This is a genomic window from Alcanivorax sp. 1008 (genome assembly GCF_020667895.1).
In the GTDB taxonomy this organism is placed as follows: Bacteria; Pseudomonadota; Gammaproteobacteria; order Pseudomonadales; family Alcanivoracaceae; genus PGZG01.
Genome location: NZ_JAFMPS010000005.1, coordinates 119,523 through 144,158, shown reverse-complemented (window position 1 = coordinate 144,158; position 24,636 = coordinate 119,523). Strand labels below are relative to the sequence as shown.

Sequence of the window (24,636 nt, the reverse complement as noted above, 5' to 3'; positions counted from 1 at the left end):
GCCGCTACGGCGAGACCGGGAGTGGCAGAGAACCCTGGGCCGATGTGATAAACCGTTCTGCCTCTGTAATTGCAGCCCTAATCGCAGGGCTTGATTTGGCGTAACGCTTGGCAGCCCTCAGCTGATCAGGCCCGACAGACGCCTTCACCTCCTCAAGCCGCGCCCGGGAGATAGGGGTCATTTCGAGATATTCTTCGGCGGGATCCCATCCGTCTATGCCGGACGCGCTCAGTGACTGCATCCCTCTGGCGTCCAGAAAACAGGCGCGACCAACCATCGCGGCGATATGGAGCACCCTCGGCTTAGTCCCGGCTACCCGGACTTCGCCGATTGGCAGTGAGGTAAGCTCTTCAAGCGCCAGGGCCATCGCAATCGCGTCGTGGCCCTGCAGGTAGTTCCTAGACCGACTTTCTTTCATTCTCTTTCGCCTGTCGTGACCACGCCCACGTCCCGTTCAAGTTAATAGCAAGGAATGTTAGCTGCATGGTAAGTAGATAGACCTGGCCGGTTTCGATGAACAGCGCGGCCAAGACAACGCATGATAGCGCCATCACCGGGTACCCAATAACGGGGCGTCGGTTGGCCGTTAAAAGGGCGCCGATGATCGCTATGACCACTCCTACTGCCTCCACATGCTGGAGGGTCATCTCCATAATCATTGTCTTGCCTCTTCTCATAAAATCCCGTATAAAGGATATTATACGAGATATTGCGGAACAACAACCATGGACCGACACCTTCGCACAGCAACCTTAGATGCAGCTCTTCTTGAGAGCGAAGACCTTTCGTTTCTTGATCGGCTCGTGCTGGCAAGTGAGTCCGAAGAAGATGGCAGCGTCTTGGCTGGCGGCGATGGCATTGAGTATTCCGTTGTTCTTCCCGAGACCCGAGGCGCCCGCCGGGCCGCGCTCTCCGCCATTTTACGGGCGGGGCCGACCTATAGCATGGAGCGAGTTTTTGGCCGGGCGATTGAGAGCGATGTTGATGTTGTCAGGTTCGCGCCAGCCACCCCAATCCCCTGTATTCCAGACCCGTCTCAGAGTCTTGACCAAACAGCCCCCAATTCCGCCAACCCGTAAGGAGGATTCGAGCATGGACCGAACGCCAGAAATGACCCGGGTGATTGTCGAGTGCCTGGACCGACTCTTAACCGTAGTGACCGATAGCGGGCGCTCGGTATAATCTTCACAGATGCTTCAAGGAGATCGTTATGAAACTTCATAGGCTTATTGTACGACTAGCAGCAGCACTGGCAGTTGCTTTGCTTGGCACCCTGGCACATGCACGGGGAGACACCACAACCCTTACGGTAACCGGCTTCGGGAATACTCCAGATATGGCAGTCAGCAACGCCCTGGTCGAGGCTGTTCGCCAAAGCGGGGGTGCATCGGTCACGCTTGATCCTTTGGCGCGTCGTCCAATTGTAGAGTGGGTAGCTCAAGCCAGCTCTGCGGGTTCTCTTGTAGTGGGGTATAGCACATCCGTTCCCGAGCCTCAGGTGCCTGCGGCCGGCGGAGTTCAGTCCTATCGCATTGATCAGCTTGATCGTGTCGACGAGAGAGTCTGGAAAGCGATCATTACCGCCGAAGCGATGCAGTACAAGCGTGTCAGCGAAAAGCCCGCATCCGCCCCAACACTTGTCATTGAGCCCTTCTTGCACGCTGATACGGCCATTATTGTTGATCAGGATGGAACGTCTTTCCCGCTTGCCAGCGTTGCCGAGCGGCTACAGTCGGATCTTATCGAGGCGGTCATCGCTGGTTCACATTACCGGGTGCTGGATCGTGATTATGTGTCTGCCGTAGACCGGGAGACCGGGATTTCTACAGGCTCGCTGGACCCTCGCGAGCAACTGAAGCGGGCCCGCGCTCTTGGCGCCGACGTTCTTCTTGTTGGTCAGATCGAGAGGGCTTCAGTGGTAGAGCTTCGGGATATTGCTTACGGCGGCGCATTTATGGCCTTTAAGCCGCGAATCACCCTTATGTATCGCCTGATCGAAGTCGCCACCGGTGAGATCATCTCGACGACTCGCTACGATCACATTCCTACTCAGTCGGAGAGAGCCCGCATCCGTCAGGTCGTCGCCAAAGACTTCCCCAGCGAGCCACAGGAGCACGTTTACCAGATGTTGCCGGCTGTGACTGCTGCTTTGGTACGCTCGATGACAGGCGAAGACGCTGCAGGTCAGGACGTTGTGTATAGAGCGGGCTTTAATCACCTGGTGAGCCATAGCGAGGTTCGAGCCACTCCTGGATCATCTTCAGCCCCCATCGCGTGGTGATTGAAGGATGTCACGGATAACGCTTCACGACGGCACCCCATCTCGTTTTGGCACGGCACTGACGCGCCAGAACGTTTTACGGTCTTTGATACGGATGATGCATGGTTTGCTGAGCAGCGCGCCGCTGGCGGAAGGACCATGATATGGCGGCCACCTGGCCGCCAGCATCGCTCGGTATCCACACCTATCCCCCGCTATAAATAGCGTTCCCTCGCTGTTAGCTCTTCAATTTGGCAGGATCCCCGAACCCTCGGGGCCAGCTGGAAGAGCCACTCTTTCTCTTTCTCTAGCGCTTCTCCTGACACACTTTTCCACCAGTGTTTCTTACCGCTGCGCTCCCCGTCATCCCACCTGTATCCATTCGCCTTTAGTATATCTTTAACTTCAAAAGGTGCGCCGATCGCTCGGATGATGTAACTGGACTGCATAGCGTTATCGATGAGCACTCGCCATGCGATATCGACGTGATCAAGAATCCAGGCAACTGCAAAACAATCCGTCGTGGCACGGTGCGCGTCGTAAAACGCCCCCATCTTATACGCAAGGTAATCGAGCTTTGCTGACTCGTATCCCAGCGTTCTCCACGGAACGTCTTTCACCGAGCACGCCCAGCGATGGCGATTTAGAAACGGGAATCTACGTGAACTTATAGGTCTATCGAAGGAAGCATTGTGGGCTACAATTAGTTCCGCATCCTCGCTAAACTGGGCTGCGCCGGTTTCATCGATGAGCATCCCTGCGACCAAATCGTCGGTGATGCCGGTGGCTCTTATCACTTCCTCTTGCAACGGCTCGCCCGGGTCTTCCAGCCCCCCAAACTTCCCAAGTATCTGCGTAACAGCGCCCAGCGTGGGCGAGTACGCTACAGCGACCATGCCAATCTCGATGACTTTCGCTGTAGCAGTGTCCAGGGATGTGGTCTCAAGGTCCAAAATAACAACTTTTATTTCATCGCCTTGCTGGGCGGCCAGGCGGCATGGCAGGACAAAGCCCTGTTTCGTGAATGGTATTCGCTGAAGGAGCCTGTAGTCGTTTGGGTTCACAGCCGCTCTGGAAAGCTGGTCTGGATTTGCGGTGTTGGTCGTTTCCTCGCTCACAGATCGTTCACCCACTTAATTAACTCGCTTCCTGTTTTTGAATCGCCGCTCGACATCAGGACGACCACCTTTTCGAGCTCTCTTCCCAGATCCGGCCATAAGACCATCGCTTTAAGGAGCTTGCGGCGGCTCACGGTTCTGCATATCAGCTGCCCGGGCTTGCGGCTCTCGGGGTCAGCAACGTGGAGGGAGTAGGTCACCTTGTTCACGGAGCGCTCCTCAGGGATGCGGCGCATCGACGGGCGACTTGGCGATAGTTCGTATCAAGGATAATTGATTTGGCCGTAATCGAGTCTAAGCGGGATGCTATGGTCTCTGGATCCCCGGAGCCCGCCATCTTAATCATCGCGTCTCGCTGCTCTGGAGAGCCTGGCAATATGCTTTCAAGGGCCTCGGCAAGCATCTCCGGGCTATTCTTTTTGACGTCTGACAAGAATTCATCAATACCTTTCCCGAATTGCTTTCGGGTCCAGGCGTCGCGAAGGCCCCAGGTCAAAAAGGGCATAAAGTCAGATCCGTTCTTACAAGTCACGCCACCCTCACCGATTAGAAGCGCCGCGGCCGCTGCGACTGTGAAGTTCGGGGCAGCCATGCTGTAGTCTTCACCTCCGTTTACTGTCCAGACTTTCATTGTTGGTGCTCCTCTGAAAATCTGTCGAGATGCTCAATGAGCCCATCCCAGTCCGTGCAGCGCAATGGGCGCCCTTGAAGGTCCCAGGCTGTTGCCATGGTCGCCAGCTTTTTGGTCGGCGCGAAGTAGACCCGGCCAAGGACACACGCGGCGTACGTCTTTCCTGTTTGGGAAGGCATTTCGGCAATAATGCTGGCGGACGTCGAAATTCCACGGTCGTTCAGGTACCGCATGTCGGCCGGCATATCCGCACACTTTAGCGGGAGTCCGCCAGCATCCCAGACAGGGGCTACCGGCGATCCAGAACTTGCCATATATACACGGCCTAGCGCGCACACCAGATCAATCGGTGTGAACTCACGGGCTTCCAATCTTTTAATCTGGGGCGGGGAGGGCGGATCAACCTTGGTTGCCGGCTCTTGGGCCTCTGCGGGATTGTCAGATCCGTCATCTTGTTGTGTGACATCCTCCACCTGCTCAACTTGATCTTCTGCAGGCTCATCTGCGGCCGCTGTAGGCCCCACCAGTATCAGGATTGCCAGGGCCAGAATCTGTACTTTGTTGGTTCTCATGAGCACCTCTCTCAATAGGCCCATGATGATATGCGGCTGCAATGCTCGCTGCTACATGGTCATCGATGGTGATGGTTCGGTCGCAGGCCCGCGACTGGCTCGGGTTCTACGGGTGTCCTCTGGAATCGCGGCTCCATAGTGGCTCGCCAGAATCTGGTTCAGTGACGCGATAATTGCTTTATCCTTGATCTTCAGATGAAGATTTCCATTCTTAAATAGTCGGGCTTCAAACTCATTGTTCTCAACAAACGACTCGCCCTGACGCCTGGCTAGGCCGATGGCAGATCCGAAGAAGTCCCGGCGATCTTGGACGGGGTCATTCCCTCGCATCACGTGGATGATGCGCTCCAGGTCGGCAATTTCATCCTCTGACTTGTCGTATGATGCATAGCCATGCGGTGACAGGGCTCCGTCGAAGATCAGCAGGTCGCTGAACTGGTAGGGGTCATGGCGCTTGAATCGCCTTTCCAGGCCCTCAAATACGCCTACTACGCCTTCCTTGAAGGTCTCTTTACGATTCTTGTGCAGGCTCGCGAATGTGTCGACGACAAGCTCTCGGGTGGGTACCGGGGCGTCCTTCTTCAGCTGCTCCCTGAAGTCCGCCAGCATCGATGCATTCATCAGTTCTTGAATGCCCGATACACGCAACAGCATCTCCCAGAGCGCGGAATCGACCGCATTTCTCGACTCTTCCAGAAACCTCTCGCTTTCGTTAAAGCGCAACATGCCTCGGATGGCATTATCCGACACACCAAAAAATGAGCTGTGATCCTTTCCCGATGTCTGCTTGTAGATTTCGTTGGCCTCACGGATCGCCGTTACCGCCTGCTCAATTTTCTCCATAATAGCTTGGCGGTTGGCCAATATTTCATCCAGGCCTATTCGTCTTACAATTTCATCGCTCATGGTCGCACCTATGCAGTCATCCTCATGGAATTGTCTTCTTCTGGCTCGAAGCTATCTTCTTCCGGCAAACGGTACTTGCCGGGCCCTGAGCATACAAAGCTCTGGCGGATAACCTTTCTGATCTGCTCCTTCCACCACATGGTCTCCGAGGGGCGGTGGTTCTCGACCAGGCCATAGATTTCCTGAAGCGTCCCCTCTCCACCCAGAGATGTCAGAGCCCGGTGGATAACAGCTCGCCAGGTATTGGCCGGGGCATTCAGTCCGCAAACAAGGGATGCGTACTCCCGAGCCATATCTTTCACAGAGGCGGCCTCGGCATACAAAAACAGACCGGACATAAACGTTTTCCGCTCTTTGACAAAGGACGCGAACATTACCGGCGTCTTGATCCCCGGGAACAGGTCACGAGGAATCATCTCCTGATGTAGGCTGAATCGCTCCGAATACCGCCTGACTCGCCTGGAGGTTTGGAACATATAGACCGGGAGGATCAAGCCGATCTTGCTGTCGTAGTCCAGCAGCTCGTAACACCGGTCCAGAATGGCATCGATCAGGTCGGACTCGAATGGGGGGTTCCCAATAACGGCGGTTGGGCGAGCCGGAAGCGCCGCGGTAAGAAAGTCTCCGGTAATAATCGTGCGGGCGGTATTTGCTCGGGCCATCTGGGCAAGCTCCGGGTCAATCTCGACTCCAAATGCACCGACGTGCGACGGGATGCCCATTAAAAATCGGCCGTCGCCCGCACACGGGTCGATCGCAATATCGTCCGAACCCAGTGCAGGGAAGTGGCGCGCGACCAGCGCCTTGGCGGCCCAGGAGGGGGTGAAGTACTGCCCTAGCGCGTGTCGATGATTTTCATCCTTGCTCATATTCAGTATGCCTCTGCATCTATTGCGGAGCCTATTATATATCCCGTAAGATACCATATATACGGGACATAAGGAACAGCGAATGACCGGTGACACCGCAAGCTCATCCACCAGTATCTGCGTCGGCCAAGGCCTGACAGCGGAGGTTTTCAGGTTGATCGATGAGCTCCCTCCCGAGGCTGCACGGGGCCTGCGGGATGCGTTGTCTGGCTTGGTTCTTTTGCCCAAAGATCCGCCGGCCGGGCTGCTGGCATCTATGGCCATGCGCCTCAATCACGGCTTCGGTCTTTGCGGTGAAGACTCCCGCAATGCTCAGCTGACGAGCATGAGACAGGTTTACGAAGAGGCAACCGGGCAGGGGTTCTGGTCTCCTGAGAATGACCATCGGTATACGGCCATGACCCAGGCCGCGAGGAGGGAGCATGAATAACGACAAGCAGCAGGCGACCGGTACGGTATACATCGCGCCTGGCGGCCTATTCTGCAATGTGTACGCCATGCCTTACCCAATGCGGAAGGGTCAGCGCCCCGCGGACCTTGCGCACCGTTACCAGCTCGAGTGGGAACTGGTCGGTAGGCTCGACAGCCAACTCAAGATCGTGTTCCTTGACCCGGCGCTACAGGAATTCAAGGCCGATATCGAGGGCGCCATGGGCAGCACCTGGATGGCCGTGCCTGCCGAATGCCTTGAGCATCTTTTCCCGCGACCTGCAGATGATGAAATGGTCCCGGAGTTTCGGCCATGACGCACTCTTCGCTTTCCCACGATGCAGAAATGATTCGTACCGCCGCCACGCTTTATTCCGTCCTGGAAAGCATGCGCTCCCTTCATGGCGAGAGATGGACGGCCATGGTGGAAAAGCACGGCGAAACGCTTCGTGGCCTGGCAGCCCACCATGACGGGAATGTCATGGCCGCCGCCATCAATGCCGCAAGACTCCCCCAGCTTGCCGGTGATCCAGTGGCGCGCATGGTGCTGCTGGCGGTCGCCGTTGAGCTGGTCGAGGCGGAAGGAGGCCTGTCATGCGCCTGAGCGCCACCCAGTTTGCGATGCTTGCCAAGGCGGCAGCCGGTGCCGACCTGTATGCAGGCATTCACGGGCGGTCTGCTCACGGTGGCGCGACCGGTACGCTTTCGTCATTGCAGCGCAGAGGGCTGCTGTGCGGGATTGAGATTACTGAGCTGGGCCGAAAGGTCTTGGCAGAACACGAGAGGCGGGGGACAGCATGACTGCCGATTCAGGCGGTGGCTACATAGACGGCGAGGTCATCTTCGTTGACCCTCTTTCTCCATTTCGCAACCAATCAGATGTGGTCGTTGTTTTCCCGGATGGCACCACTACGTTCAGGAGAATGCAGGTTACTCCCGAAGGGGTTTTCCTTGTTGCGCTTAATAGTTCGTGGCCGTCGAGAGTTGTCCGGCTTTGTGCTCACACCAAAATCTGTGGTCCTGTCATAGGGGCCTACAGGGGCCGGCGCTGAAGGTTTGAGCAGTTTTCTCATTATCAGTCAATCCGCGACAATCTTAAGGGAATCCACAATGTCCAAAGGGTCCATGCCTTCAGATGAAAAACTACGCGATGTTACAAAGGTCCTGTTCACGATCCGCGATAAGTTTCGCGCATCGTATGGCGCAGAATGGCCCGCTGTCGTTAAAGAGTTTGGAGCCGTATTGCAGGAATATGCATCAACACACAACGTCGACCCTGTAGAGGCGGCGTTTTCGATCTCTCTAATGCCAGATTATGCTTCCAAGACCGATATGAATATGTTGCTGCTTTCGGTCGCGATTGAGATAACAGATCCGGCCGCGAAGGCCGGTCAACCCGGCACTCCCAATTTGACCCATTAATCACGCTGGCTCTCGCTTGCGCCTGGCGGCACGAGTACATCCTGAATCCCGGCGCAGGGTCATCGGCCTGCAGCGCTGTGGATGCGACACATTAACTCCGCCACGCCGCGCCAGGGCCGGCCGGATAGGTTTATAGGCACGCGAAAGGGTCAAAGTCTGTGCTGAATTCCGATCTGCACTGGGCGCGCCAGCTGTCGTTTTTGGCGGTGGGGGCGAGACGGAAGAAGAATGTGGGGCAGTCGAAGGCGGCGATGTCCTCTTGCTCTGTGATCTCACCTCTTCCCCCCTCGCTGATCCAGCTTATTGTCCGACCAGCTGGGCCCTTTTCGCTGTCCCACACCACCCAGAAAGCATGGCTCTTGTCGTGCGGGTTGCTGGCGGGAGCGGCATTGATCGCGACCCGGCCCCGGCCGTATGCGTTGCTGATGCTCTCGCACAGCGCGGTGGATGACTCCGGCCCCCACCTGTTGTAGCGAGCGATCTGTTCCCAGGGGGTGTAGTCGTCCAGTACAGCCCGGACGTGGCGCTGCAGCTCCTTGATCTCCCCCTGGTATGAATCGCGCAGGGTGAAGTTTTTATTGAAACGGCCTTCCTCTTCGGCGATTTTGATGGCGGCGATAATGTCGTCCCGGGTCTCGCTGTCGCGGATATCTGCGGCGGCCTTGGCCAGCAGCCCGGTGATCTTGGCGGTGGTGCCGGTGACCAGCAGGCCCTCGAGAGCCAGGCGGTACGGTTTGAGGTCGATATCAGTATCCATGGGGGCTCCTGTGCGTGCCGGCAGTATAGCGGCACCCCTGATTACATCCTGAATTCCGGCGCGGGGTCATCGGCATGCAGCGATCTTACGGCCCCGCGCAGCGTGCTGGCCACGGTGCTCTCGAGATAAGTCAGGAATTTTTGCTGGTCCAGCGTGCGCTCCTGGACATCCATGGGAAGGAATCGGCGCAGGGCGTCCAGACAGGCAGTGCCGCGAACGATGTCAGGCAGGCGCTGAACAATGTCTTTCACCCTCTGCTCGTAGCCATCAACCGAGTAGTCGGCAATCTTGCTGGCAAGCATCTCCGCATCGCACTCAGCCGAGCGGGGCGCCTGAGTAAGCCAGGCAATGTCCCAAATATCCCGGTACCGGATATAGCTGCAGCTTGGTAACGACACCAGCTTGTCCGTCAGGATTTCATCTGCTGACTCGGTCATGACCAGCGTTTGGGAGTAGCCATCAGGCAGCCACGGGTAATTCAGTTTCAAGGGGAGGGGATTGCGGGAGTATGCCGGAATGTTTGCAACCTCCAGCTTGATCTTCTGTGTCGGGATGTCTGGCCGGCCAGGGGCGGTCTGCACGCTCAGCTGCCACTTGCTGACCATGACGCCCTGGTTCGCTTTGTCCAAGGCCGCCGCCTTTGGCGTTTTCACCTCCGTCTGGAGGTCGTACCGGCGGCCCACGTAATCCATCAGGCACTCCCGGATACGCTCCAGCGACCCGCCATCAAAGTCCTCACCGCCAGCAAAGTCCAGATCCTCGCTGAATCGGGAGCCACCGTACATCAACCTCAGGGCGGTACCGCCCTGGAACGTCAGCGAGTCCAGCAGGCCCTCATCCGACAGCGCATGCAGCATGTCATAGTGAATCAGCTCTTTCTCAATGACTGGGCGCATGTGTGCTCGCCCGGGCTCTTGCATAGCCAGATTCACGATCTCATCAAAATCAATGCGATTTACAGCAGTAGGGGGCATTGGTCTCTCCTTGGTCGCGCCGGCGCGACCATCGTGTTAATTGTTCCGCGCGCCGCCGCCGGCTTTGCCGCCAGCATCGAGCCCGGATTCTGACCAGGACGGCACAACACCAAGTTCTTCCGCACGATCCCTGCCACGCACCCGCAGCAGGTCGCGCCAGGCAGTCTTCTCCGTGGCGACACGCAGCGGCCGTTTGGGGATACGAATGATGCTCTGAATTACCTCAGCGCGGGGACGCTCGGAGTGGGTGAATTCGATGATCCCCGCAGACGTCTTGATCCTGCCTTTTACACCGGTGGTCACCACCGTCAGCGTCCCGGTAGGGATCTGGGACAGGGCCCCGTATTCGCTCAGTGCCGAGTCCAGGCTCACGTAGTTGTATTCCCGTGGGCGCAGGGCAATCGCAATATGCTCAATTGCGTAACCGTCGAATGATCGGGCGTGGGGGTTGATATAGACGCCGCGGCAGGCCCGCTGCAAAAGCCCGCCAGCAACCAGCCTGGCCAATCCCTTGTTGAAGGCCTTGTCGGAATCGTCGTGAAAGATCTGGCGCAGTAGGCCGACCGAGAAGACGTACTTCCCCTGATTGTCCCACTCGCGCAGTCGGGCGATGGCTGCATTGGCGTCCATAAGTGGCATCCTGTACCCCTGATATGGGGTATAGAATCATGCTTAATCTTTGTTTTGTCAATATCTCGAATTTTATACCCCTTATAAGGGGTTTTTTATTCAACTTAATAAGCGGCTGCGATCACCCGTTGCGAGGGGACGGTTCCTCGCTAGGGTCCGCCAGCATCGCGGTCTCCGATCCGCCGGCGTGGGCAAGGGTAAGCTCGCCCTCCCAGTGATCGACGCCGAGCAGCGAGCCTGCGCTTCCCAGGAGTTCTGCGCGATCCTCCGGTGAGTCATTGCCGGCGGCCAGGTTTTTGTAGATGGTCCTGGCTGTCTTCGGGTCCGCTACCATGATGGGCTCACCGTTAAGCAGAAAAACGGAAATGTCCGAGTCCACCAGCCTGCGGCCGGTTGCCGACAGGTATTGTCCGTCTTTATCGCTCCATTCGAACTGCTCGCCATCGAGCTTGAAGCGGTCAAATCCCTTTATCCTTGAGATACCTTGGCCGGCGGGAGGGGTGCCGGTCTCGTCGTACTCGTACTCATCAGGATTTCCGTACCCCTCAAATACAACCCGGTACTCATCAAAATCCTCGGGGCAGGCCAAACGCACGCTGTCGCTCGGCCCAATCACGGTGATTGCCCCAGCTTCTATATTGGTCGCCCCACGTAACACGCTCGCATGCAGGGCCTGCACAACAGTTGGAAGCCCCGGGGTTATGTACCCAAGGGTGTGTTCATTCAGCACAACGAGTTTGGTGCGTGCACTCATGCGGGTGGCTCCTGTCGGTAGTGGTGTCCGCTCGCCTGGGGATGACCCTCTCTGTGGGGGTGGCCCAACCACTTTGACCCGGACGGCAGCGGGGGTAGCCCGTATTACCCTGTCCCGCCCGGGCCGGCGGGGGGGGCGATAACATCGGGGGTAGCCGGTGTCGTCTTCTCCGGATATGGATTGATAATTAGCCCGTTCCGATCAGCAAAGAACGACACGAATGCACGCATGCTGGCGGCCGACTGCTTGTCAATCGTCGCGCAGTACTCTCCCAGAGCAGTCCCATAACAGGTCTTTACTCCAGCCACCGGGAGCATCATCCACTGCACGGCCTCTGACATCCAGAAACCTTCTTTGAGCTGGCGGATGATGCCTGCTATTCGACGCGCTCCTACGCTCGCCTTGCTGTACGTAACCGGATAGACCTGAGTCTTGAACTGCTCAGAGTCTTCCGGATCCGGGGATATCATGTGTACAAACCCAATGCAGTCACCGGTGCTGGCGGAGTGAAGAAAGTGGGCTGTCATCTTGGGGCCTTCCGCATCACCAAAACCAAGGTAGGCGATGTACCCCGCTGTGACGCCATCCCGGTATGGCGGCATGATGTCTCTCAGCTGCTCGTCAGAGTCCACGCTCAATGTCCTCTTGGGCAATCATGAGGCGCCTGATCACCTCTTTCTGGCCCAGCGCGTCGATAGCAATTTTCTTCAGCGTGTCGATTACAACATCCATGCTTTGCATTCTTGCAATCAATGACGACTGGATGTGCGTCGCATGGCCTATGTACTCCGAAAACTCACTAGATATAGTGCTTAGCCGCTGCGATACAGCAATGTGCTCTTCGAGCAACTTCTCGTAGCGCTGGGCGATGGATTCTTTCTTCGCGGCTTCAGGCATCACGAATCACATCCTGCATCACAAGTTCTTTAAGATCCTCTACAGTGTGCTTGCACTTCGGATAATTCGAGCACCCGTAGAACGTCCCTTTGACTCCTTTGCGCTCGCGCATCTTCCCCTTCTTGCACTTTGGGCAGGCGGGAAGCTGCTGCTCTCTCGCCCAGGCCGCCAGGTCCGGCTGGCCGTCAAGCTCGTTCATGGTCGTCTTGCACTTAGGATAACCATTGCATGAGAAGAATTTGCCGTTGGCGCCGCTGCGCTGCACAAGCATGCCTTTTTTGCATGATGGGCACTGGTGTTCTGTGATGATGGTCTTTTTTTCTGACTTCTCGTTTGGCTTTCCGCCAGCGTCGTCAAACTTTGCGCCACAGGTTAGCTTTTCACTGCAGATCCAGGCGCGAGGGCCGCCATTGCGCCCGGGATACAAGTTTAATGTGCCTTTCTGGCACGAGGGGCATTTTTGAGGAGGCTGGCTGTACTGGGCCAGCAGGGGCGATCCATCTTCGTCCGCGTAAATTGTGTTGCACTTTTCATTCATGCATGACCAAAAGTACCGCTTATTTTTCTTGCTCTGCCTGCGAACAATTTTGGATTGGCACTTAGGGCAGGACTCTTTCGTCTCGACAACCCCAAAGTCTCTCGCATTGACCCGCTTTGCTCGCAGGGCTTCGATCTCCAGGTTCAAGCCTTGCAAGAGAGAGCCCACAGTTGCCTGGTAGGTGTCCTTTCCCCCGGCGATTGCGTCGAGGCGCTCCTCCATCTGAGCCGTAAATGGCACCTCCATAAATCTGAAGGTGCCGGCGAGAAGATCAACAATGGCGCTGCCGAGAGGCTCGCAGTGGACCTTGCGTTTTTTGACCGAGATGTAGTTGCGTCCCTTGATGTTCTCCATGATCGCGGCATACGTTGCCGGTCGGCCGATTCCGTGCCTTTCCAACTCTTTGATGAGAGACGCCTCGGTGTATCGCGAGGGAGGCTTGGTCTTTTTGTCGATGACCTGGGTGGCTGCCGACTGGTGTATTGATCGATCTTCCAGCGGCGGGATTAACTGATCCTTTTCCTCTTCTTTATCTTCGGCCGCATCAGCTGCATCATCCGCGGTAAGGGCTGTCCACCCGGGGAATGTCATTGTCCGGCCCTTGGCCACAAAGGGTATCGGGGCCCCGCGCATCGTTTGATTGGCCACCATATTCACTTTCACGGTGTCGAAGCGTGCTGGAAGCATTTGGCTCGCAACGGTTCTGGACCAAATCATCTCATACAGGGCATCGGCTCGAGCATCGCCGGTACCGGCCTCACGACGGCTGATATCAGCCGGGCGAATGGCCTCATGCGCCTCCTGGGCGTTGCCCTTCGCCTTGTAGAGCACAGGCTTGGCCGGCAGGTACATCTCCATCCCGTTGCCCCGCAGCCAGGCTCTGGCACCTTCCATTGCCTCGTCGCTTAGCGTCGGGCTGTCAGTGCGGTGATAGGTAATAAGGCCTCGCTCGAACAGGTTCTGAGCAAGCTGCATAGTGTCCTTCGGGCTAAGCTGCAGTGATGCGCTCGCCGCTTGTTGCAGTGTTGATGTAGTGAAAGGCTTTGGCGGGTGCCTGAGGGACTCGCCCTTATCGATGCCTCTGATCTGGAACTTGCGACAGGTGGCGACCTGGGCTGCAACGGCACGATCTGTCCAGTGCTTAGTGCCAGGCTGGAGAAGGGAGGAGGGATCCCAGTCTGCGTGCCAGGTGTAGTCCTTGCCCTGAACCGAAGTAACAAAGGTGGCCCGAACGATGTAGTACGCCTCGGATACAAAGCTGTTGATATCCCTCTCTCTCTGGGCAACCAGCCTCACAGCAACGCTTTGCACGCGGCCAGCAGACAGGCCGAACGCGCCGGTAACCTGGCTCATGACCGGGCTTACCAGGTAACCCACTAGCCGATCGAGTATCCGCCGGGTCTCCTGGGCTCGCACCATGTCCATGTCGATTTCTCGCGGATCTGCCAGGGCTGCCTTTACCGCCTTTTCGGTAACCTCGTTATACGTGACCCGCCGAGGACGCTGTATTTTCAGGGCACTGGCCAGATGCCAGGCAATAGCCTCGCCCTCCCTGTCTGGGTCGGTGGCCAAATAGACTTCGCTCGCCCCTTTTGCGGCGGCTTGGAGCTTCCTTACCGCGTCCCTTGCCCGGTCAATGATCTCGTATCTTGGTCGCAGGTTGCCCAGATCAACGCCGAGCTCCTTCCGCGGCAGGTCGCGGATATGCCCAAAGCTCGCCATGACCTTCCAGTCTGGCCCAATAAAATGGGCGATATGCTTCGCTTTGTTGGGAGATTCGACGATCAATAGCTTCATGTTTCTCTGGCCTGGAGATGGGTCTTCCGTCAGGACGTATTTCTACAAGTCCTTCCATGGATAGTATATGATACAAGATATACAGCACTGCTTACCATTTCCAGCATATCCGATCCGGCATGAGGGGGGACTACAATGAAACGAGCGTTCTTGGGGATCGCGGTGGCGGTGGCGCTTCAATCGGGCACGTCCTTTGCCCAAGAGCCACCGCAGTTTCGCAACGCCATGACCCAGATCTCTGAGCCACGCATACTCTCTGCAGAGCAGGTTCTGATCGCTGGCGCGCGGTCTCAACAGATGCTTCTTGAGTCGATGACGGCTGTAGCAGACCTCATTGATTCCCCGGCCCGGCTTCGCGAGTTTCTTGAGGAGGTGGCGGCGGAGGGAAGAGCTGGTTTGGTGGATGCCGCCGCGCAGTGTGCCGATTATTACTCTACTGATGAGTTCCAGTCCCTGGCCCAGCGATGCATCGAGCAGGAAATGATTGCGTTGACTGCCATTGAGGATCTGTCGAGCAGTGAATATTCTCAAGCGGACGTCGACCAATTTCGGGCAAACCTGAAGGATATTGCCGAGCAGCGCATCGCGCTGAACGAGAGTTTTGTCGCAGGCATTTCCGAGTCCATCCGAACATCCTCTCGCGCACCATTAGATCAGGCCTTGAGAAGCTCACGTAATCATGCGGCGAGCTTGGTCCGCTGCGCAGCGTTTGCGATCGAGCCCATTATGATTGCGCGCGCCGAAGCACGGGCAGCAATGGCTTCTAATCAACCATAAGGGAAGGGGATGGCCGTGTTTTTTTCTGCCGTTATACGCTGCCTACCACTGGACCCAGGCTATGCCGTTGATATTGGCGTGCGTGAGAGGGGTGATATCGCCTCTCTTGGTTTGCTGCTGGCGGACGTATGTTCCGGGATTGTTTCCGGTACTGGAGGATTAGAGCTTGTTCAGCGCCAGACGCAAACACAATTTCGTTATACAGATACGCACGGCCTTTCAGCACTTCTCCAAGGCATGCTGTTGCCGGCAATGGAAAGCCTTCTTGAGTATGATGCGCACTTTTCCGAAGGCGCGCTGGACCAGAAATCCGATAGTCTGAAGAACCTTTTTGTACTGCGTGCTGCCGACGAAATATCACCGCCGGCGGAGGTCCTCTATACCGTTGACCTTCGCTTGTACCCAGAGCCTTTTGCGGGCGTTTCAGGCGATATATTCCGGCCCTGGATTATTGTTCACGGCGAAGGCGGGTTTAGCGGTTGGCCGGAGGATATTCTGCTGCCTTTATCATCGCCGGTTAGCGAGGTCTGATGCCTTTCTTTTTGCCGTACGTCGTTATCGATCAACCGAAGTGCTGTGTTCGGAAGGAGAAGTATGAAGCTCTATGATGTCTTTGACGCCAACCGCGAGACTATCCGGTATATTGTCGAGTCTCACCATGCGCGCAATCCGCGGATATTCGGCTCGGTGCTGCGTGGCCAGGATGCCGACGGCAGCGACTTGGACATCCTCATCGATCCCACGCCGGAGACAACACTATTTGACATCGGCGCTATTATGCACAAACTCAGCGAGCTGCTTGGGGTGCCGGTGGATGTCCTGACGCCCTGCGCCTTACCGGATAGTTTTCGGGCTGTGGTTCTTGCGGAGGCTCTCCCTGTATGACACGCCCCGGCTCATGCACTAAAACCACTCTTAAATCCAGCAACGCTTTTTATGAGATCCAGATCATGGTGAAAGCATTCGTTTTGGTAGCTAGTTTCTTTTTGGTCAATGCCGCCCACGCGGCCGACGACAGTTATGACGACAAGTTAGAGGCAGCTAACCGGTATTTCGAGGCTGCGCCGGTAGAAGGTCTTTGGATCTCCATGGCCGATAAATTGTCTGCATCAATGTCTACTCATGAAAAGCGGAACTTCGAAAAGGTTATGGGCGAGGTTGACCTTACTCTTCTTGAAAACCTTACCCGAGAAGCGATGATCAAGCACTTTACCCTTGATGAGATAAACGCCCTCGCTGACTTCTACGGATCTCCTGCTGGGAAGTCGGCGATGTCTAAATACGGGGACTACATGGCGGATGTCGGGCCGGCTCTAACAGCAGAGATTAACCGAGCGATTAGCGAGGCATTTCCGCGGCTGCAATAGGCCTTTGCTGACAACATATTTTAGGTGGCTTTATGAATGTAGGCGTTTACATCGATAGCTCTAATATCGCAATGAACGGTGGTTTTGGGTTGCGTTATGACCAGCTCCGACACTGGGCATGCCGAGACGGCGGCCAGGCCATGCGCCTGAATATCTACTTGGCACTGGATCTTCAGCGCTGCGAGGCCGACAGTGTCTATGATGAGAAGATGCGGGGCTATATGGGCGCGGCCAGGCAGTATGGTTACAAGGTCGTGGTGAAGCCGGTGAAGCGGTATCGAGGCGAAGATGGCATAGAAGTTGTTAAGTCTAATGCCGATCTTGATATGGCGGTGGATGTTCTCATGCAGTCGGACAAGCTCGACTACGTTTTGTTGCTGACAGGCGACGGCGATTTTGTACGACTGGTTAGTGCCCTTCAGGATCGTGGGTCTCGGGTTGAGGTGATGGCGTTTCAGAATTATTCTCGCGATCTAGGTGAGGCGGCGGACGTCTTTACTAATGGCTATCTTGTGCCACACCTTCTTCCGGCCCCTGCCAGCGCAAAGGGCTCCACTGATGCTGCGCAATGGGGGAGCATAGGGTCTCGCGTTTGCGGCAGACTCCTGACCTGGAATACGGACAAAGGCTACGGCTTTTTCCAATATATGCCATCGATTCAATCTGGGACTTGGGAGCAACAACGCTCCGGAGGGACTGCGTGGGTGTCGGTTTTTTGTCATTACTCCGACTTAGGATTTAATCCTTCATGCCTTCCTAACCGGGATATGGTTTTTGAGTTTGAGATCACCCCGCCGGAATCAGCCGGCAAGGCTCAGCGCGCAAAGAATGTCACTGTGACATACGCACCCAAGGGTGTTCACATCCAGCCAGCGGCTCTTCAGCCTGGCCGGCACCATGATGAGCGAACAAAGCCTTCTCCCTAATCAATTTTACAACTACCCCGCCTGCCAAGGAGCAATACGCAATGACCATGTTAAGAGCTGCATGTTTATTTCTCGCCTACGTGCTTTCCACTTCTTTGCACGCGGGACCTCCGTCTGAGGACCTCAGCGTTTGTCTGAGCGATGCGCTGACCGGTAAGGATCGCAAGACGCTTTCCCGGTGGATGTTCTTTGCACAGGCTCAGCACCCTGTGCTTGCGCCTTTTGTGAAAATTTCGGCAGAGAATATCGAGGAGAGCGATCGGGCGGTGGGGCAACTTGTTACCCATTTATTCACTGAAGCCTGTCCGACAGAGTTGGCAGCTGCCAGCATTGGCAATCCGATGGTCCTTCATCAAGCGTTTGAGGTAGTCGGGCGACTTGCGACGATGGAGACAATGTCGGATTTTGGTGTTATTGATACTCTTTCAGGCCATACAGAATATACAGACACAGTCAAAATCACTGAGATTATGAGGGGCAGCATCTCCATCGACGAAAAGCCGTGATTTATTCTTGAGCGGTAATGAAAGGGCCTCCTTTTAGGAGGCCTTTTTTATGGCGGAGATGTGCGGCTCTTGCATGATGTGCTGGATGGCTCGGCAGCGCTTACGGAGAACTCGGCTTGTCTTCGAGAGCCGCACCAATTTCTTGTACTCGCTTCCTTCCAAGCATCTCGATAAGGATCTCAACATTGGCAAAGCCGCCTGACACCATATCTATGTCTGTGGATGAGACACCGTATGACGCATACGCTGCTCGCCAGTCTTCAATCGGCGCCACTACTTCTAGCAGCAGCTCACTAACCCTATCTTTCTCAATGTTGAGCTTATTGCCGCACTCGAGAAGGTTCTTGATGTTGCTCAAATTGCTCCCTTTCACGAGACCAATGCTGTGGCGCTGTCCCGGGAGATGAGGGGTCGGCAATACGTCGTACAGCGGACTTATTTGGTAGCCATGGGTCTTGTCGCGAAGCATGCCGTGATTGCCGAGGTGGTCATCATAATTGCCGATCAATACGTTCCAGGCGGCCCGTCTAAATAGCTCCTCCTTGCCTTTCTTGATGCTTTGGCCAGGCGTGACCCGGTCGATGGTGCTACCAATCCCTGGATAGGAGTAACCGTTTGGACCAGGCGAGTCCCCGGGCTTCAAGCCAGTCATTAAGGTTTTCGCTGATACAAAATGCTTGAGGTTATGGTCCTTATCTATATCGAACCGTTCGATCAGTAACGACTGGTACCGGCCGATGTGCTGTACCTGTGTCGCGGGCACGGTCATGCCTGCCTTGGCCGCAAGGCGCATGGAGGCGTGCTCAATCAAAGCCACATTGATGCTGTCGGCATGAGTGTTGAGCTTGGCTATCCACTGCTTGCCCTCGTGATTGTCGATGTAGACCTTGGGACGAACCCCCTCGAGGCCGGCGCCGCGGCGCAGGGCGTAGCGAACCTCAGCGGTTACTTTTTCTGGTTTGCGCCCCACAAAGATGTCGCACGCGGCCTCTTGGATATCTTCAAGGCAAGACACCGCATTGCGGCGGCGGGGCACTTCACAGTGCTCTGGATTGCCGGAGAACAGCAGCTGGCCAACTCCCTCGCCGTTTGCCGCCAGCAGCAGCTCGGCTTCCGTGTCCGTTGGTTCATCGCGGACAAGCTCCCGAAGCACCTTTTTTCCCCAGTCACCAGGGCCTGCATCATTCAGAACAGAAAACAATCCGCTTGGGTCGTAGGTTGTGTGGTTGCCGGCGCGTGCAGGAATGTGGACGGGATCCAGGGCAAAGGGATCCTCTGACTGCAGAAACGATTTGCTGTAGTTGAATATGGCCCCACGACCCGGATGGCTGACTAGCCGCCCCACCAAAGAGGGCTTTTCGGTCTCCTGGTTTCGTGACCATACAAAAATGGTTTGTGCGCCTTTTTCTTTCGATGTGCTGGTCATTGCTAAGGCTCCTGTCGCCGGTATGCCGGCGCGGTTATATTTGAAGCAGATTAAAAGTCGAACTCACTTCCGTTTTTCGTTGGCGCCCTGTACCTGGTGTGGAGGGTCTTTTTCTCATCCGCGGCCATTAGTGTGGCCAATGCCGTTTCGTACGCACCGACAGATGAGGCTGTATCAATCAGATCCAGGGCATCGAGCACTTGTAGCAGCTGCTCAATGGTCGTGCGTGGGTCTCCGGCCTCGAGGCGGCTTAGGGTGTTGCGACTCATCTTGTTGCCGCGACTCGCCATGGTGTCGATCAATTGACGGGCGGTGAATCCTCGCCGGATCCGGGCCACTTCAAGGTGCAGGCCCAGTCGCTCGAGGACGCCTTCGGTTGCCGGCTTTAGCGGCGGGGTGCGGTTGCTGGTCGAGGGGTCTCCGTCGACGCGCTTGGGAATCGGCGGGCTGCCAAAGTTGCGCTCCGCCCGGTTAGCCCTGACAGCGTTAATCAGCTCATCACCAAACTCACCAGGCTGCCACGCATCCCCGACAACCTGGATGAATGCCCGTGTTTTGGAATTGGCCAGCTCCCGGTCAATGCCGTCTGCATCAGTCGCCGGGTCGGCCACCTTTAGAAGCGTGCGCTGTGCGTCGAACTCTTCTAGCAAGCGCGCCAATCTCCCAACTGTTGTGGTCATGCCGTTTTCGATGCGGGAGTAGTTGGTTATTCCAGTACGCTCTTGCATCCTTTCCTGGGTCATACGGGAGCGAGTCCGAGAATCCCTCAGATTCTCAGCTATTCTCATTTTTGCCTCCGCAACCCTGATGCTCATTGGTTTCCAGCCGTCTTGATGTCTTGTTGTAGTTTTCGCCAGCGATTATAGGTGATGGGCCTCTTTAGATCAGCCGTTACTGCCCGGCCGCGCGGAGGTACCTTTCGTGCAGATAAGGATGTGTGCCCCATCTGGTCTCATATTTGGTAAAGCCGCCACGAATCAGTGTCTCGCCTACATCTTCTGATCCCTTGCTAACACTGCAGATCGCTCGGCCGTATTTGTCAAAGGTCCAGCACTTAAAAGACACGAACTTTCCTTCTAGCAGTTCCTTGGCGAAGGCGCTGGCTTTTTTCCCGGCGGGCGTGTTCCTGCTGGCGTCCACATGAACGCTTTCCGGCGTATCTACATTGGCCAAACGGATTTTGAAGCTCTTGTAGTGGGGGTTGAAGTGCTTGCCAGCTCCCGGCGGCGCTGTAGCCAGCAAGGTTCGGTACGTAGACGGAGCTTCAACGTTGACGATATAGGTGTCCCCATCAATAACCCGATATACCAGTCCATCGCCTTCCACCATATCCATGGCGGATGCGGTGGCGGATGCCACTGCCATCATGATCAGGACGATCCGGGGTGCCAGGGCGAAGATTGCTTTAATCATATCGAGGTCTCCATTCTGGTTCTGCTGGCAGGTGTTTCGTTCCTGTCTGCCAGATGATATATTCAGTATATAGTACAATATACGGGATTTGAAGCGCTATGGATTTGATGCAAGCAAGCTCTTTAGGGCTATTTTCTGAGACGTCCAAGGCGGATATCGAGTCGATCTGCGACCGCTATGCGCACGGTGATTGCTGGTGTTTTGCCCTGGCACAGCACCAGCTCACCGGTTGGCCGCTGCTCCAGCTCCAGGCGGACGGCATGCCCATGCACGCGGCTATCCGAGCGCCCGATGGCAGAATTTGGGATGCCTATGGCCTGAGTAGCCGGGATCTCGTCGCTGCGCGGTATGCCGGGAGCACTGAGCCGGATACGGAGTTCCAGTGGGCCAGCCTGAATGTTGAATTGATCTATGCCTTGTCATCCCCCGACGAGGACGACATTTTGTGTGCTGCCGACCACCTGGTCTTGCACTTGCAGCTGCTTCCTCCGGGCTTCAGGCGCGAGGTTGTCGATGCGGCCCAGGCGCGAGGCGTCCCGGTCGATGCGTTGATTCAGGACGTTAGTGGGCAGGCCAAGATGGTTCCTCCTGATAAGGCCCGTGAGCTGCTAGACGAACTTGTTGATTATTATCTTGAGCAAGGCGATCTCGACGCCCTTCAGCAGCTATCGGAATTTCGTCTTGAAGGGATTCTGGCTGCGATGGAGCACGCAGTGCAGGGAGTGTTTCTTGGCACCGAGTGGCGAATGAGGCGATCTGAGCTTTGGGCTGCGGTGCTGCCAGAGTCCAATCCAGATGCTGGCGGGCCAGTAAGACTGCAGTATTACGACGCCCATGGATTTTCCGGGCATGGCACCCATGCATCGCTGCGCGTGGCCATTGAGAACTTGGCTCGAGAAGGCTACTTGGAGCCAGATGAAGGTGCGATGCTGCGGCTGCAGCAACTAGACTCGTGGGCGTCGGGAATGGAGATGGCGGAGCGCGCGCGAAAATCCTGGGATCATCATGAGGAGGAGCCCTCGCCGGCGCCCGGGGCGTGACGTTCATCCTGAGATACTATATTTTCCCTGTTCTACTAGACTTCAGGCACGGAGAGCCATTATGAAACCTTCAACTGCGCTGGCCGCGATCTCGCTAATGTTTCTTTCTTGTGCCGCGGCAGCAGAGCCAGCCTGCCAGGCAGACCCCTTCGGCAAGACTCGCTGCAGCGATGGCACCACCTACCAAACCGATGCGTTAGGCACCACCCGCGATAATCGTGGGAATGTGTGGCGTGACGACCCTCGTGGGGTCGCGGACATTGGTGACGACTCCACTGGCGCCAGCGGTAGTGCCGCTGGTAGAGCTCACGGCGCAACAGCGCTCCCAGACCCCGTGGGCGCGAGTCGGGCCGATAACAGTGGTCCGTGCCGCACGGATGCTTATGGCTTAGTCCACTGCAATTAACCCACCGTTGTTTTGCACTCCTTGCCAGCCTAGACTGATTGCCTCAATTAACTGATGGAACGGTGATTTTTATGATGCGCAGGATTGCTACGGTATTGTTGGTAACCTCGTCTTTTCTGGCTGCGGCCGCGGTTCAAGCTCAGGATGTTTATGTTGATGGGTACTATCGTAGCGACGGCACGTATGTGCGCCCGCATGTTCGCTCTGCACCCGACAGCTCAAGAAGTAATAACTACGGGCCGTCACAGAACAGCCAGCAGCTGATGAACCCGTATCAGCGTGATTACGATCGGGATGGAACGCCGAACTATCTGGACAATGATTCAGATAATGACGGGTACAATGACAATAATGACCGAAACCCGTATAGCTGGGACTGATCACCACCCTGTTTAACCTGGGCTGCGGAAACGCAGCCCCTTATACTGGCCCCTCTGTGAACCACCATTACTTCAAAGTAGCCATTGACCTAAGAACCTCTCGAGTCGTACACATCGACGAGGTTGAAGACGGTTTTCCGCACGCTATATGCCCAGACTGTCAGTCCTCGCTTACCGCAGCAAATCGAAATCGAGACTCTCGCCGTAATGCCACTTTCTTCCGGCATTCGACCAAGACAACCTGTGCCGGCGAGTCTCTGATACACCTCTGGGCAAAGCAGGTCATTGCTGATCGAATGGAGTTGTCGGTCCCCTCCTGGGAAAGCGTCCAGATCCAGACGGACTTTAGTGGTAGAGCCCACACCCGCTCCCATCGAGTTCCAGGAGAGGTCGCACGCCTTACCAGGTGTGACATAGAACCGGCAGTGTCTTTTCAGGGGGAAGAGCGCAGGCCCGACCTGATTGCCGAGACAAGTGATGGGCGATCGCTATGCGTTGAGATCTTCGTTCACAACGCCGTCGATGATGCCAGGGAGCGCTTTTACGAGAGATCTCAACGGTCATGTTTTGAGATTGATCTCAGTGATGTTCCGCCCGAGCTCATGGAGGGCTCGGTCCCATTTTCCCGTTACGTGATAGAGAGTGCCCCGCGCAGGTGGATTTCCTGCTCTCTCTACTCACAGATTAATGATGCGATGAGGCTGGCGGTGATTAATGATGCCAGGCGGCCTAATCCCACACGATCTGACCTTCGGCGAGCCGCACAGAGAGTCATCTCCCTGCGCGGCGACGATGCATCCATTGCGGTTCCTTTCACGTCGGTGGACCCATCCTGGGCAGGCTGCGACAAAATCGAATTGCTTTGCGGGGTCGGTATTTTCGATAAGGATGACAGGGTAGGGGATAAAGTGCGGACGGCGGATGTGTTCTGCTTTTTCAATGTTTCACACTCCCTACGTGTTGTCTTCGCATTCCACCCCGGGCCAGATCGGGCACTCGAGGCGTTCTATCGAGAGGGGAATATGGTGGCGCTTCGGATACAGCTCGGCACAATACCGCGGCAAGCTATGGAGTCTGAAAGGGCGTTTAGCTATTACGTTAGGCTGCAGGCGCCACGAGAATGGCTTTACTCCGGTTCACGATAGGGGTGCACTGCACCCCATCGCCGGGCGCCGCGTAGCGACGCAGCACCATAGATCACCTTGCAGGGTTACCGGTATCGCTTGCTACACACGCCCTTTTTAGCAAGTTCCAACTTTGATATCGCTTCTTTGCCGGACTGTTCGCTCATCAGCTTAAGGTTGGCCCCGCCTACGAAAAGCCCCATCTTGATATATTGCTTGATGTAATAATTCCGGCCACTTTGGGTCTGGACTATCAGGTCGTTATTGCCAAACTCCGATTCAGTCGAGATCTTGTATTTCTGATCTCCCTCAACCTCCTCGTAGAAAAACATATTAGGGGCCGTCTCCCCGATACATTTGCCATCAACCCATACATCTTTCTTAAGTGCGGTCCCAACACCGGCCGCACGATAAATGTACAGCCCCGCAGTCCCCGGCGCCGGGGCGCTAAAGGTTTTAGCCACGGCAGATGCCTCTGGGCTTTCCATCGGAACGGAAGCGCAACCGGCAAACAATGACAACACTACACCTACCGCCGCAATTTTCTTGTACATAGTAACTCCTGGTGGTTTTGATTTGATTTATATCTCCGACGTCGCAGTGATGGCCCCGCCAGATTCTTCTATACCCCACATTATTGTGTGGCCCCATCACGACATGGGATTCCATTAACACTGGAAGGGTTGCTCAACCTCTCGTTGATGCTCCCCAACACAG

The 24,636-nt window shown here is 56.0% G+C and carries 36 protein-coding genes; 17 read left to right on the top strand and 19 right to left on the bottom strand.

Features of this window, described 5'->3' with window-relative positions; all coding sequences use genetic code 11:
* Positions 1-4 precede the first annotated feature (4 nt).
* Both J1C54_RS08440 and J1C54_RS16730 read right to left on the bottom strand, forming a co-directional pair.
* A complete protein-coding gene (locus J1C54_RS08440) occupies positions 5-418 on the bottom strand; it encodes a hypothetical protein (protein WP_229146360.1) in 414 nt (137 codons plus the stop codon).
* Positions 399-647: a nicotinamide mononucleotide transporter gene (locus J1C54_RS16730; protein WP_370635631.1), complete on the bottom strand. Its 249-nt coding sequence runs from the start codon at positions 645-647 to the stop codon at positions 399-401. The genes J1C54_RS08440 and J1C54_RS16730 overlap by 20 nt, the downstream gene beginning before the upstream one ends.
* Before the next feature lie 78 nt (positions 648-725).
* Between J1C54_RS16730 and J1C54_RS08435 the strand changes: the two genes are divergently transcribed.
* Positions 726-1,079, top strand: a complete 354-nt coding sequence (locus tag J1C54_RS08435) for a hypothetical protein (protein WP_229146359.1) — start codon at positions 726-728, stop codon at positions 1,077-1,079.
* A 131-nt stretch (positions 1,080-1,210) separates the two neighbouring features.
* Positions 1,211-2,281, top strand: coding sequence for a CsgG/HfaB family protein (locus J1C54_RS08430; protein WP_229146358.1), 1,071 nt, complete (start codon positions 1,211-1,213; stop codon positions 2,279-2,281).
* A gap of 194 nt (positions 2,282-2,475) precedes the next feature.
* Here the strand turns inward: J1C54_RS08430 and J1C54_RS08425 are convergent, their stop codons facing one another.
* From J1C54_RS08425 to J1C54_RS08400, 6 genes are read right to left on the bottom strand one after another with little or no spacing between them, the layout of a single operon-like run.
* On the bottom strand, positions 2,476-3,378 hold the full coding sequence (locus J1C54_RS08425; protein ID WP_229146357.1) for a 3'-5' exonuclease: 903 nt from the start codon (positions 3,376-3,378) through the stop codon (positions 2,476-2,478).
* Complete coding sequence (locus tag J1C54_RS08420; protein ID WP_229146356.1) at positions 3,375-3,587, bottom strand: hypothetical protein; 213 nt, start codon at positions 3,585-3,587, stop codon at positions 3,375-3,377. The genes J1C54_RS08425 and J1C54_RS08420 overlap by 4 nt, the downstream gene beginning before the upstream one ends.
* Positions 3,584-4,009 (bottom strand): hypothetical protein, encoded by a 426-nt coding sequence (locus J1C54_RS08415; protein WP_229146355.1) that lies wholly within the window; start codon positions 4,007-4,009, stop codon positions 3,584-3,586. Before J1C54_RS08415 ends, J1C54_RS08420 begins: the two co-directional genes overlap by 4 nt.
* Complete coding sequence (locus J1C54_RS08410) at positions 4,006-4,581, bottom strand: hypothetical protein (protein WP_229146354.1); 576 nt, start codon at positions 4,579-4,581, stop codon at positions 4,006-4,008. Before J1C54_RS08410 ends, J1C54_RS08415 begins: the two co-directional genes overlap by 4 nt.
* Positions 4,582-4,632: 51 nt before the next feature.
* On the bottom strand, positions 4,633-5,487 hold the full coding sequence (locus J1C54_RS08405) for a DUF4942 domain-containing protein (protein ID WP_229146353.1): 855 nt from the start codon (positions 5,485-5,487) through the stop codon (positions 4,633-4,635).
* Between the two features lie 8 nt (positions 5,488-5,495).
* Positions 5,496-6,356 carry a hypothetical protein gene (locus tag J1C54_RS08400; RefSeq protein ID WP_229146352.1) on the bottom strand — a complete coding sequence of 287 codons (861 nt, stop codon included), beginning with the start codon at positions 6,354-6,356 and terminating at the stop codon, positions 5,496-5,498.
* An 82-nt stretch (positions 6,357-6,438) separates the two neighbouring features.
* On the opposite strand from J1C54_RS08400, the gene J1C54_RS08395 reads away from it, so the two are divergent.
* Genes J1C54_RS08395 through J1C54_RS08375 form a run of 6 tightly spaced genes read left to right on the top strand, consistent with a single transcriptional unit; the run spans position 6,439 to position 8,207 of the window.
* A complete protein-coding gene (locus J1C54_RS08395) occupies positions 6,439-6,786 on the top strand; it encodes a hypothetical protein (RefSeq protein WP_229146351.1) in 348 nt (115 codons plus the stop codon).
* The gene (locus J1C54_RS08390) at positions 6,779-7,102 is read left to right on the top strand and encodes a hypothetical protein (protein WP_229146350.1); all 324 of its coding nucleotides are present in this window, start codon (positions 6,779-6,781) and stop codon (positions 7,100-7,102) included. Before J1C54_RS08395 ends, J1C54_RS08390 begins: the two co-directional genes overlap by 8 nt.
* Entirely contained in the window at positions 7,099-7,389 is a 291-nt protein-coding gene (locus tag J1C54_RS08385; protein ID WP_229146349.1) for a hypothetical protein, read from the top strand. Before J1C54_RS08390 ends, J1C54_RS08385 begins: the two co-directional genes overlap by 4 nt.
* Positions 7,380-7,586 (top strand): hypothetical protein, encoded by a 207-nt coding sequence (locus tag J1C54_RS08380; RefSeq protein WP_229146348.1) that lies wholly within the window; start codon positions 7,380-7,382, stop codon positions 7,584-7,586. The genes J1C54_RS08385 and J1C54_RS08380 overlap by 10 nt, the downstream gene beginning before the upstream one ends.
* Positions 7,583-7,837, top strand: a complete 255-nt coding sequence (locus J1C54_RS16725) for a S24 family peptidase (protein WP_370635627.1) — start codon at positions 7,583-7,585, stop codon at positions 7,835-7,837. Before J1C54_RS08380 ends, J1C54_RS16725 begins: the two co-directional genes overlap by 4 nt.
* A gap of 58 nt (positions 7,838-7,895) precedes the next feature.
* Positions 7,896-8,207, top strand: coding sequence for a hypothetical protein (locus J1C54_RS08375; protein WP_229146347.1), 312 nt, complete (start codon positions 7,896-7,898; stop codon positions 8,205-8,207).
* Positions 8,208-8,337: 130 nt separating this feature from the next.
* On the opposite strand, the gene J1C54_RS08370 is transcribed toward J1C54_RS08375, so the two are convergent.
* From J1C54_RS08370 to topA, 7 genes are all read right to left on the bottom strand, one after another.
* Positions 8,338-8,964, bottom strand: coding sequence for a hypothetical protein (locus tag J1C54_RS08370; RefSeq protein WP_229146346.1), 627 nt, complete (start codon positions 8,962-8,964; stop codon positions 8,338-8,340).
* A 41-nt stretch (positions 8,965-9,005) separates the two neighbouring features.
* Complete coding sequence (locus J1C54_RS08365) at positions 9,006-9,938, bottom strand: nucleotidyl transferase AbiEii/AbiGii toxin family protein (RefSeq protein ID WP_229146345.1); 933 nt, start codon at positions 9,936-9,938, stop codon at positions 9,006-9,008.
* A gap of 36 nt (positions 9,939-9,974) precedes the next feature.
* Complete coding sequence (gene abiEi / locus J1C54_RS08360; protein ID WP_229146344.1) at positions 9,975-10,568, bottom strand: type IV toxin-antitoxin system AbiEi family antitoxin; 594 nt, start codon at positions 10,566-10,568, stop codon at positions 9,975-9,977.
* Between the two features lie 121 nt (positions 10,569-10,689).
* Positions 10,690-11,322 (bottom strand): hypothetical protein, encoded by a 633-nt coding sequence (locus J1C54_RS08355; protein WP_229146343.1) that lies wholly within the window; start codon positions 11,320-11,322, stop codon positions 10,690-10,692.
* 104 nt (positions 11,323-11,426) lie between these two features.
* The gene (locus J1C54_RS08350) at positions 11,427-11,954 is read right to left on the bottom strand and encodes a hypothetical protein (RefSeq protein WP_229146342.1); all 528 of its coding nucleotides are present in this window, start codon (positions 11,952-11,954) and stop codon (positions 11,427-11,429) included.
* On the bottom strand, positions 11,944-12,222 hold the full coding sequence (locus J1C54_RS08345; RefSeq protein WP_229146341.1) for a hypothetical protein: 279 nt from the start codon (positions 12,220-12,222) through the stop codon (positions 11,944-11,946). Before J1C54_RS08345 ends, J1C54_RS08350 begins: the two co-directional genes overlap by 11 nt.
* Positions 12,212-14,554 (bottom strand): type I DNA topoisomerase, encoded by a 2,343-nt coding sequence (topA, locus tag J1C54_RS08340; protein ID WP_229146340.1) that lies wholly within the window; start codon positions 14,552-14,554, stop codon positions 12,212-12,214. The genes J1C54_RS08345 and topA overlap by 11 nt, the downstream gene beginning before the upstream one ends.
* Positions 14,555-14,689: 135 nt before the next feature.
* Here topA and J1C54_RS08335 point away from each other — a divergent pair, with 135 nt between their 5' ends.
* From J1C54_RS08335 to J1C54_RS08310, 6 genes are all read left to right on the top strand, one after another.
* Positions 14,690-15,331 (top strand): hypothetical protein, encoded by a 642-nt coding sequence (locus tag J1C54_RS08335; RefSeq protein ID WP_229146339.1) that lies wholly within the window; start codon positions 14,690-14,692, stop codon positions 15,329-15,331.
* Positions 15,332-15,346: 15 nt separating this feature from the next.
* Positions 15,347-15,862, top strand: a complete 516-nt coding sequence (locus J1C54_RS08330) for a hypothetical protein (RefSeq protein WP_229146338.1) — start codon at positions 15,347-15,349, stop codon at positions 15,860-15,862.
* 63 nt (positions 15,863-15,925) lie between these two features.
* The gene (locus tag J1C54_RS08325) at positions 15,926-16,216 is read left to right on the top strand and encodes a nucleotidyltransferase family protein (protein ID WP_229146337.1); all 291 of its coding nucleotides are present in this window, start codon (positions 15,926-15,928) and stop codon (positions 16,214-16,216) included.
* On the top strand, positions 16,213-16,698 hold the full coding sequence (locus J1C54_RS08320; RefSeq protein ID WP_229146336.1) for a DUF2059 domain-containing protein: 486 nt from the start codon (positions 16,213-16,215) through the stop codon (positions 16,696-16,698). Before J1C54_RS08325 ends, J1C54_RS08320 begins: the two co-directional genes overlap by 4 nt.
* Positions 16,699-16,730: 32 nt before the next feature.
* Entirely contained in the window at positions 16,731-17,624 is an 894-nt protein-coding gene (locus J1C54_RS08315) for an NYN domain-containing protein (RefSeq protein WP_229146335.1), read from the top strand.
* A gap of 41 nt (positions 17,625-17,665) precedes the next feature.
* The gene (locus tag J1C54_RS08310) at positions 17,666-18,130 is read left to right on the top strand and encodes a hypothetical protein (RefSeq protein WP_229146334.1); all 465 of its coding nucleotides are present in this window, start codon (positions 17,666-17,668) and stop codon (positions 18,128-18,130) included.
* Positions 18,131-18,230: 100 nt separating this feature from the next.
* Here the strand turns inward: J1C54_RS08310 and J1C54_RS08305 are convergent, their stop codons facing one another.
* The 3 genes from J1C54_RS08305 to J1C54_RS08295 all read right to left on the bottom strand — a co-directional run bounded on the left by J1C54_RS08305 (position 18,231) and on the right by J1C54_RS08295 (position 20,969).
* Positions 18,231-19,556: a type II toxin-antitoxin system HipA family toxin gene (locus tag J1C54_RS08305; RefSeq protein ID WP_229146333.1), complete on the bottom strand. Its 1,326-nt coding sequence runs from the start codon at positions 19,554-19,556 to the stop codon at positions 18,231-18,233.
* Between the two features lie 50 nt (positions 19,557-19,606).
* Entirely contained in the window at positions 19,607-20,299 is a 693-nt protein-coding gene (locus tag J1C54_RS08300) for a helix-turn-helix transcriptional regulator (RefSeq protein WP_229146332.1), read from the bottom strand.
* A 148-nt stretch (positions 20,300-20,447) separates the two neighbouring features.
* On the bottom strand, positions 20,448-20,969 hold the full coding sequence (locus J1C54_RS08295; protein ID WP_229146331.1) for a thermonuclease family protein: 522 nt from the start codon (positions 20,967-20,969) through the stop codon (positions 20,448-20,450).
* A 98-nt stretch (positions 20,970-21,067) separates the two neighbouring features.
* On the opposite strand from J1C54_RS08295, the gene J1C54_RS08290 reads away from it, so the two are divergent.
* The 3 genes from J1C54_RS08290 to J1C54_RS08280 all read left to right on the top strand — a co-directional run bounded on the left by J1C54_RS08290 (position 21,068) and on the right by J1C54_RS08280 (position 22,795).
* On the top strand, positions 21,068-22,009 hold the full coding sequence (locus tag J1C54_RS08290) for a hypothetical protein (RefSeq protein WP_229146330.1): 942 nt from the start codon (positions 21,068-21,070) through the stop codon (positions 22,007-22,009).
* A 61-nt stretch (positions 22,010-22,070) separates the two neighbouring features.
* Positions 22,071-22,415 carry a hypothetical protein gene (locus tag J1C54_RS08285; protein WP_229146329.1) on the top strand — a complete coding sequence of 115 codons (345 nt, stop codon included), beginning with the start codon at positions 22,071-22,073 and terminating at the stop codon, positions 22,413-22,415.
* 71 nt (positions 22,416-22,486) lie between these two features.
* Entirely contained in the window at positions 22,487-22,795 is a 309-nt protein-coding gene (locus tag J1C54_RS08280) for a hypothetical protein (protein ID WP_229146328.1), read from the top strand.
* Between the two features lie 1,210 nt (positions 22,796-24,005).
* Here J1C54_RS08280 and J1C54_RS08275 read toward each other — a convergent pair.
* Positions 24,006-24,473, bottom strand: a complete 468-nt coding sequence (locus J1C54_RS08275; RefSeq protein ID WP_229146327.1) for a DUF2846 domain-containing protein — start codon at positions 24,471-24,473, stop codon at positions 24,006-24,008.
* Positions 24,474-24,636: the final 163 nt, after the last annotated feature.

Excerpts from the sequence above, each read along its gene's own strand:
- J1C54_RS08430 (WP_229146358.1), top strand. The coding sequence starts at position 1,211 with ATGAAACTTCATAGGCTTATTGTACGACTAGCAGCAGCACTGGCAGTT.
- J1C54_RS08325 (WP_229146337.1), top strand. The coding sequence starts at position 15,926 with ATGAAGCTCTATGATGTCTTTGACGCCAACCGCGAGACTATCCGGTAT.
- J1C54_RS08385 (WP_229146349.1), top strand. The coding sequence starts at position 7,099 with ATGACGCACTCTTCGCTTTCCCACGATGCAGAAATGATTCGTACCGCC.
- topA (WP_229146340.1), bottom strand. The coding sequence starts at position 14,554 with ATGAAGCTATTGATCGTCGAATCTCCCAACAAAGCGAAGCATATCGCC.
- J1C54_RS08390 (WP_229146350.1), top strand. The coding sequence starts at position 6,779 with ATGAATAACGACAAGCAGCAGGCGACCGGTACGGTATACATCGCGCCT.
- J1C54_RS08440 (WP_229146360.1), bottom strand. The coding sequence starts at position 418 with ATGAAAGAAAGTCGGTCTAGGAACTACCTGCAGGGCCACGACGCGATT.
- J1C54_RS08280 (WP_229146328.1), top strand. The coding sequence starts at position 22,487 with ATGATGCGCAGGATTGCTACGGTATTGTTGGTAACCTCGTCTTTTCTG.
- J1C54_RS08300 (WP_229146332.1), bottom strand. The coding sequence starts at position 20,299 with ATGACCCAGGAAAGGATGCAAGAGCGTACTGGAATAACCAACTACTCC.
- J1C54_RS08310 (WP_229146334.1), top strand. The coding sequence starts at position 17,666 with ATGACCATGTTAAGAGCTGCATGTTTATTTCTCGCCTACGTGCTTTCC.
- J1C54_RS08315 (WP_229146335.1), top strand. The coding sequence starts at position 16,731 with ATGAATGTAGGCGTTTACATCGATAGCTCTAATATCGCAATGAACGGT.
- J1C54_RS08370 (WP_229146346.1), bottom strand. The coding sequence starts at position 8,964 with ATGGATACTGATATCGACCTCAAACCGTACCGCCTGGCTCTCGAGGGC.
- J1C54_RS08320 (WP_229146336.1), top strand. The coding sequence starts at position 16,213 with ATGACACGCCCCGGCTCATGCACTAAAACCACTCTTAAATCCAGCAAC.
- J1C54_RS08380 (WP_229146348.1), top strand. The coding sequence starts at position 7,380 with ATGCGCCTGAGCGCCACCCAGTTTGCGATGCTTGCCAAGGCGGCAGCC.
- J1C54_RS08405 (WP_229146353.1), bottom strand. The coding sequence starts at position 5,487 with ATGAGCGATGAAATTGTAAGACGAATAGGCCTGGATGAAATATTGGCC.
- J1C54_RS16725 (WP_370635627.1), top strand. The coding sequence starts at position 7,583 with ATGACTGCCGATTCAGGCGGTGGCTACATAGACGGCGAGGTCATCTTC.
- J1C54_RS08355 (WP_229146343.1), bottom strand. The coding sequence starts at position 11,322 with ATGAGTGCACGCACCAAACTCGTTGTGCTGAATGAACACACCCTTGGG.
- J1C54_RS08365 (WP_229146345.1), bottom strand. The coding sequence starts at position 9,938 with ATGCCCCCTACTGCTGTAAATCGCATTGATTTTGATGAGATCGTGAAT.
- J1C54_RS16730 (WP_370635631.1), bottom strand. The coding sequence starts at position 647 with ATGACCCTCCAGCATGTGGAGGCAGTAGGAGTGGTCATAGCGATCATC.
- J1C54_RS08395 (WP_229146351.1), top strand. The coding sequence starts at position 6,439 with ATGACCGGTGACACCGCAAGCTCATCCACCAGTATCTGCGTCGGCCAA.
- J1C54_RS08410 (WP_229146354.1), bottom strand. The coding sequence starts at position 4,581 with ATGAGAACCAACAAAGTACAGATTCTGGCCCTGGCAATCCTGATACTG.
- J1C54_RS08305 (WP_229146333.1), bottom strand. The coding sequence starts at position 19,556 with ATGACCAGCACATCGAAAGAAAAAGGCGCACAAACCATTTTTGTATGG.
- J1C54_RS08290 (WP_229146330.1), top strand. The coding sequence starts at position 21,068 with ATGGATTTGATGCAAGCAAGCTCTTTAGGGCTATTTTCTGAGACGTCC.
- J1C54_RS08335 (WP_229146339.1), top strand. The coding sequence starts at position 14,690 with ATGAAACGAGCGTTCTTGGGGATCGCGGTGGCGGTGGCGCTTCAATCG.
- J1C54_RS08435 (WP_229146359.1), top strand. The coding sequence starts at position 726 with ATGGACCGACACCTTCGCACAGCAACCTTAGATGCAGCTCTTCTTGAG.
- abiEi (WP_229146344.1), bottom strand. The coding sequence starts at position 10,568 with ATGGACGCCAATGCAGCCATCGCCCGACTGCGCGAGTGGGACAATCAG.
- J1C54_RS08295 (WP_229146331.1), bottom strand. The coding sequence starts at position 20,969 with ATGATTAAAGCAATCTTCGCCCTGGCACCCCGGATCGTCCTGATCATG.
- J1C54_RS08375 (WP_229146347.1), top strand. The coding sequence starts at position 7,896 with ATGTCCAAAGGGTCCATGCCTTCAGATGAAAAACTACGCGATGTTACA.
- J1C54_RS08285 (WP_229146329.1), top strand. The coding sequence starts at position 22,071 with ATGAAACCTTCAACTGCGCTGGCCGCGATCTCGCTAATGTTTCTTTCT.
- J1C54_RS08415 (WP_229146355.1), bottom strand. The coding sequence starts at position 4,009 with ATGAAAGTCTGGACAGTAAACGGAGGTGAAGACTACAGCATGGCTGCC.
- J1C54_RS08400 (WP_229146352.1), bottom strand. The coding sequence starts at position 6,356 with ATGAGCAAGGATGAAAATCATCGACACGCGCTAGGGCAGTACTTCACC.
- J1C54_RS08275 (WP_229146327.1), bottom strand. The coding sequence starts at position 24,473 with ATGTACAAGAAAATTGCGGCGGTAGGTGTAGTGTTGTCATTGTTTGCC.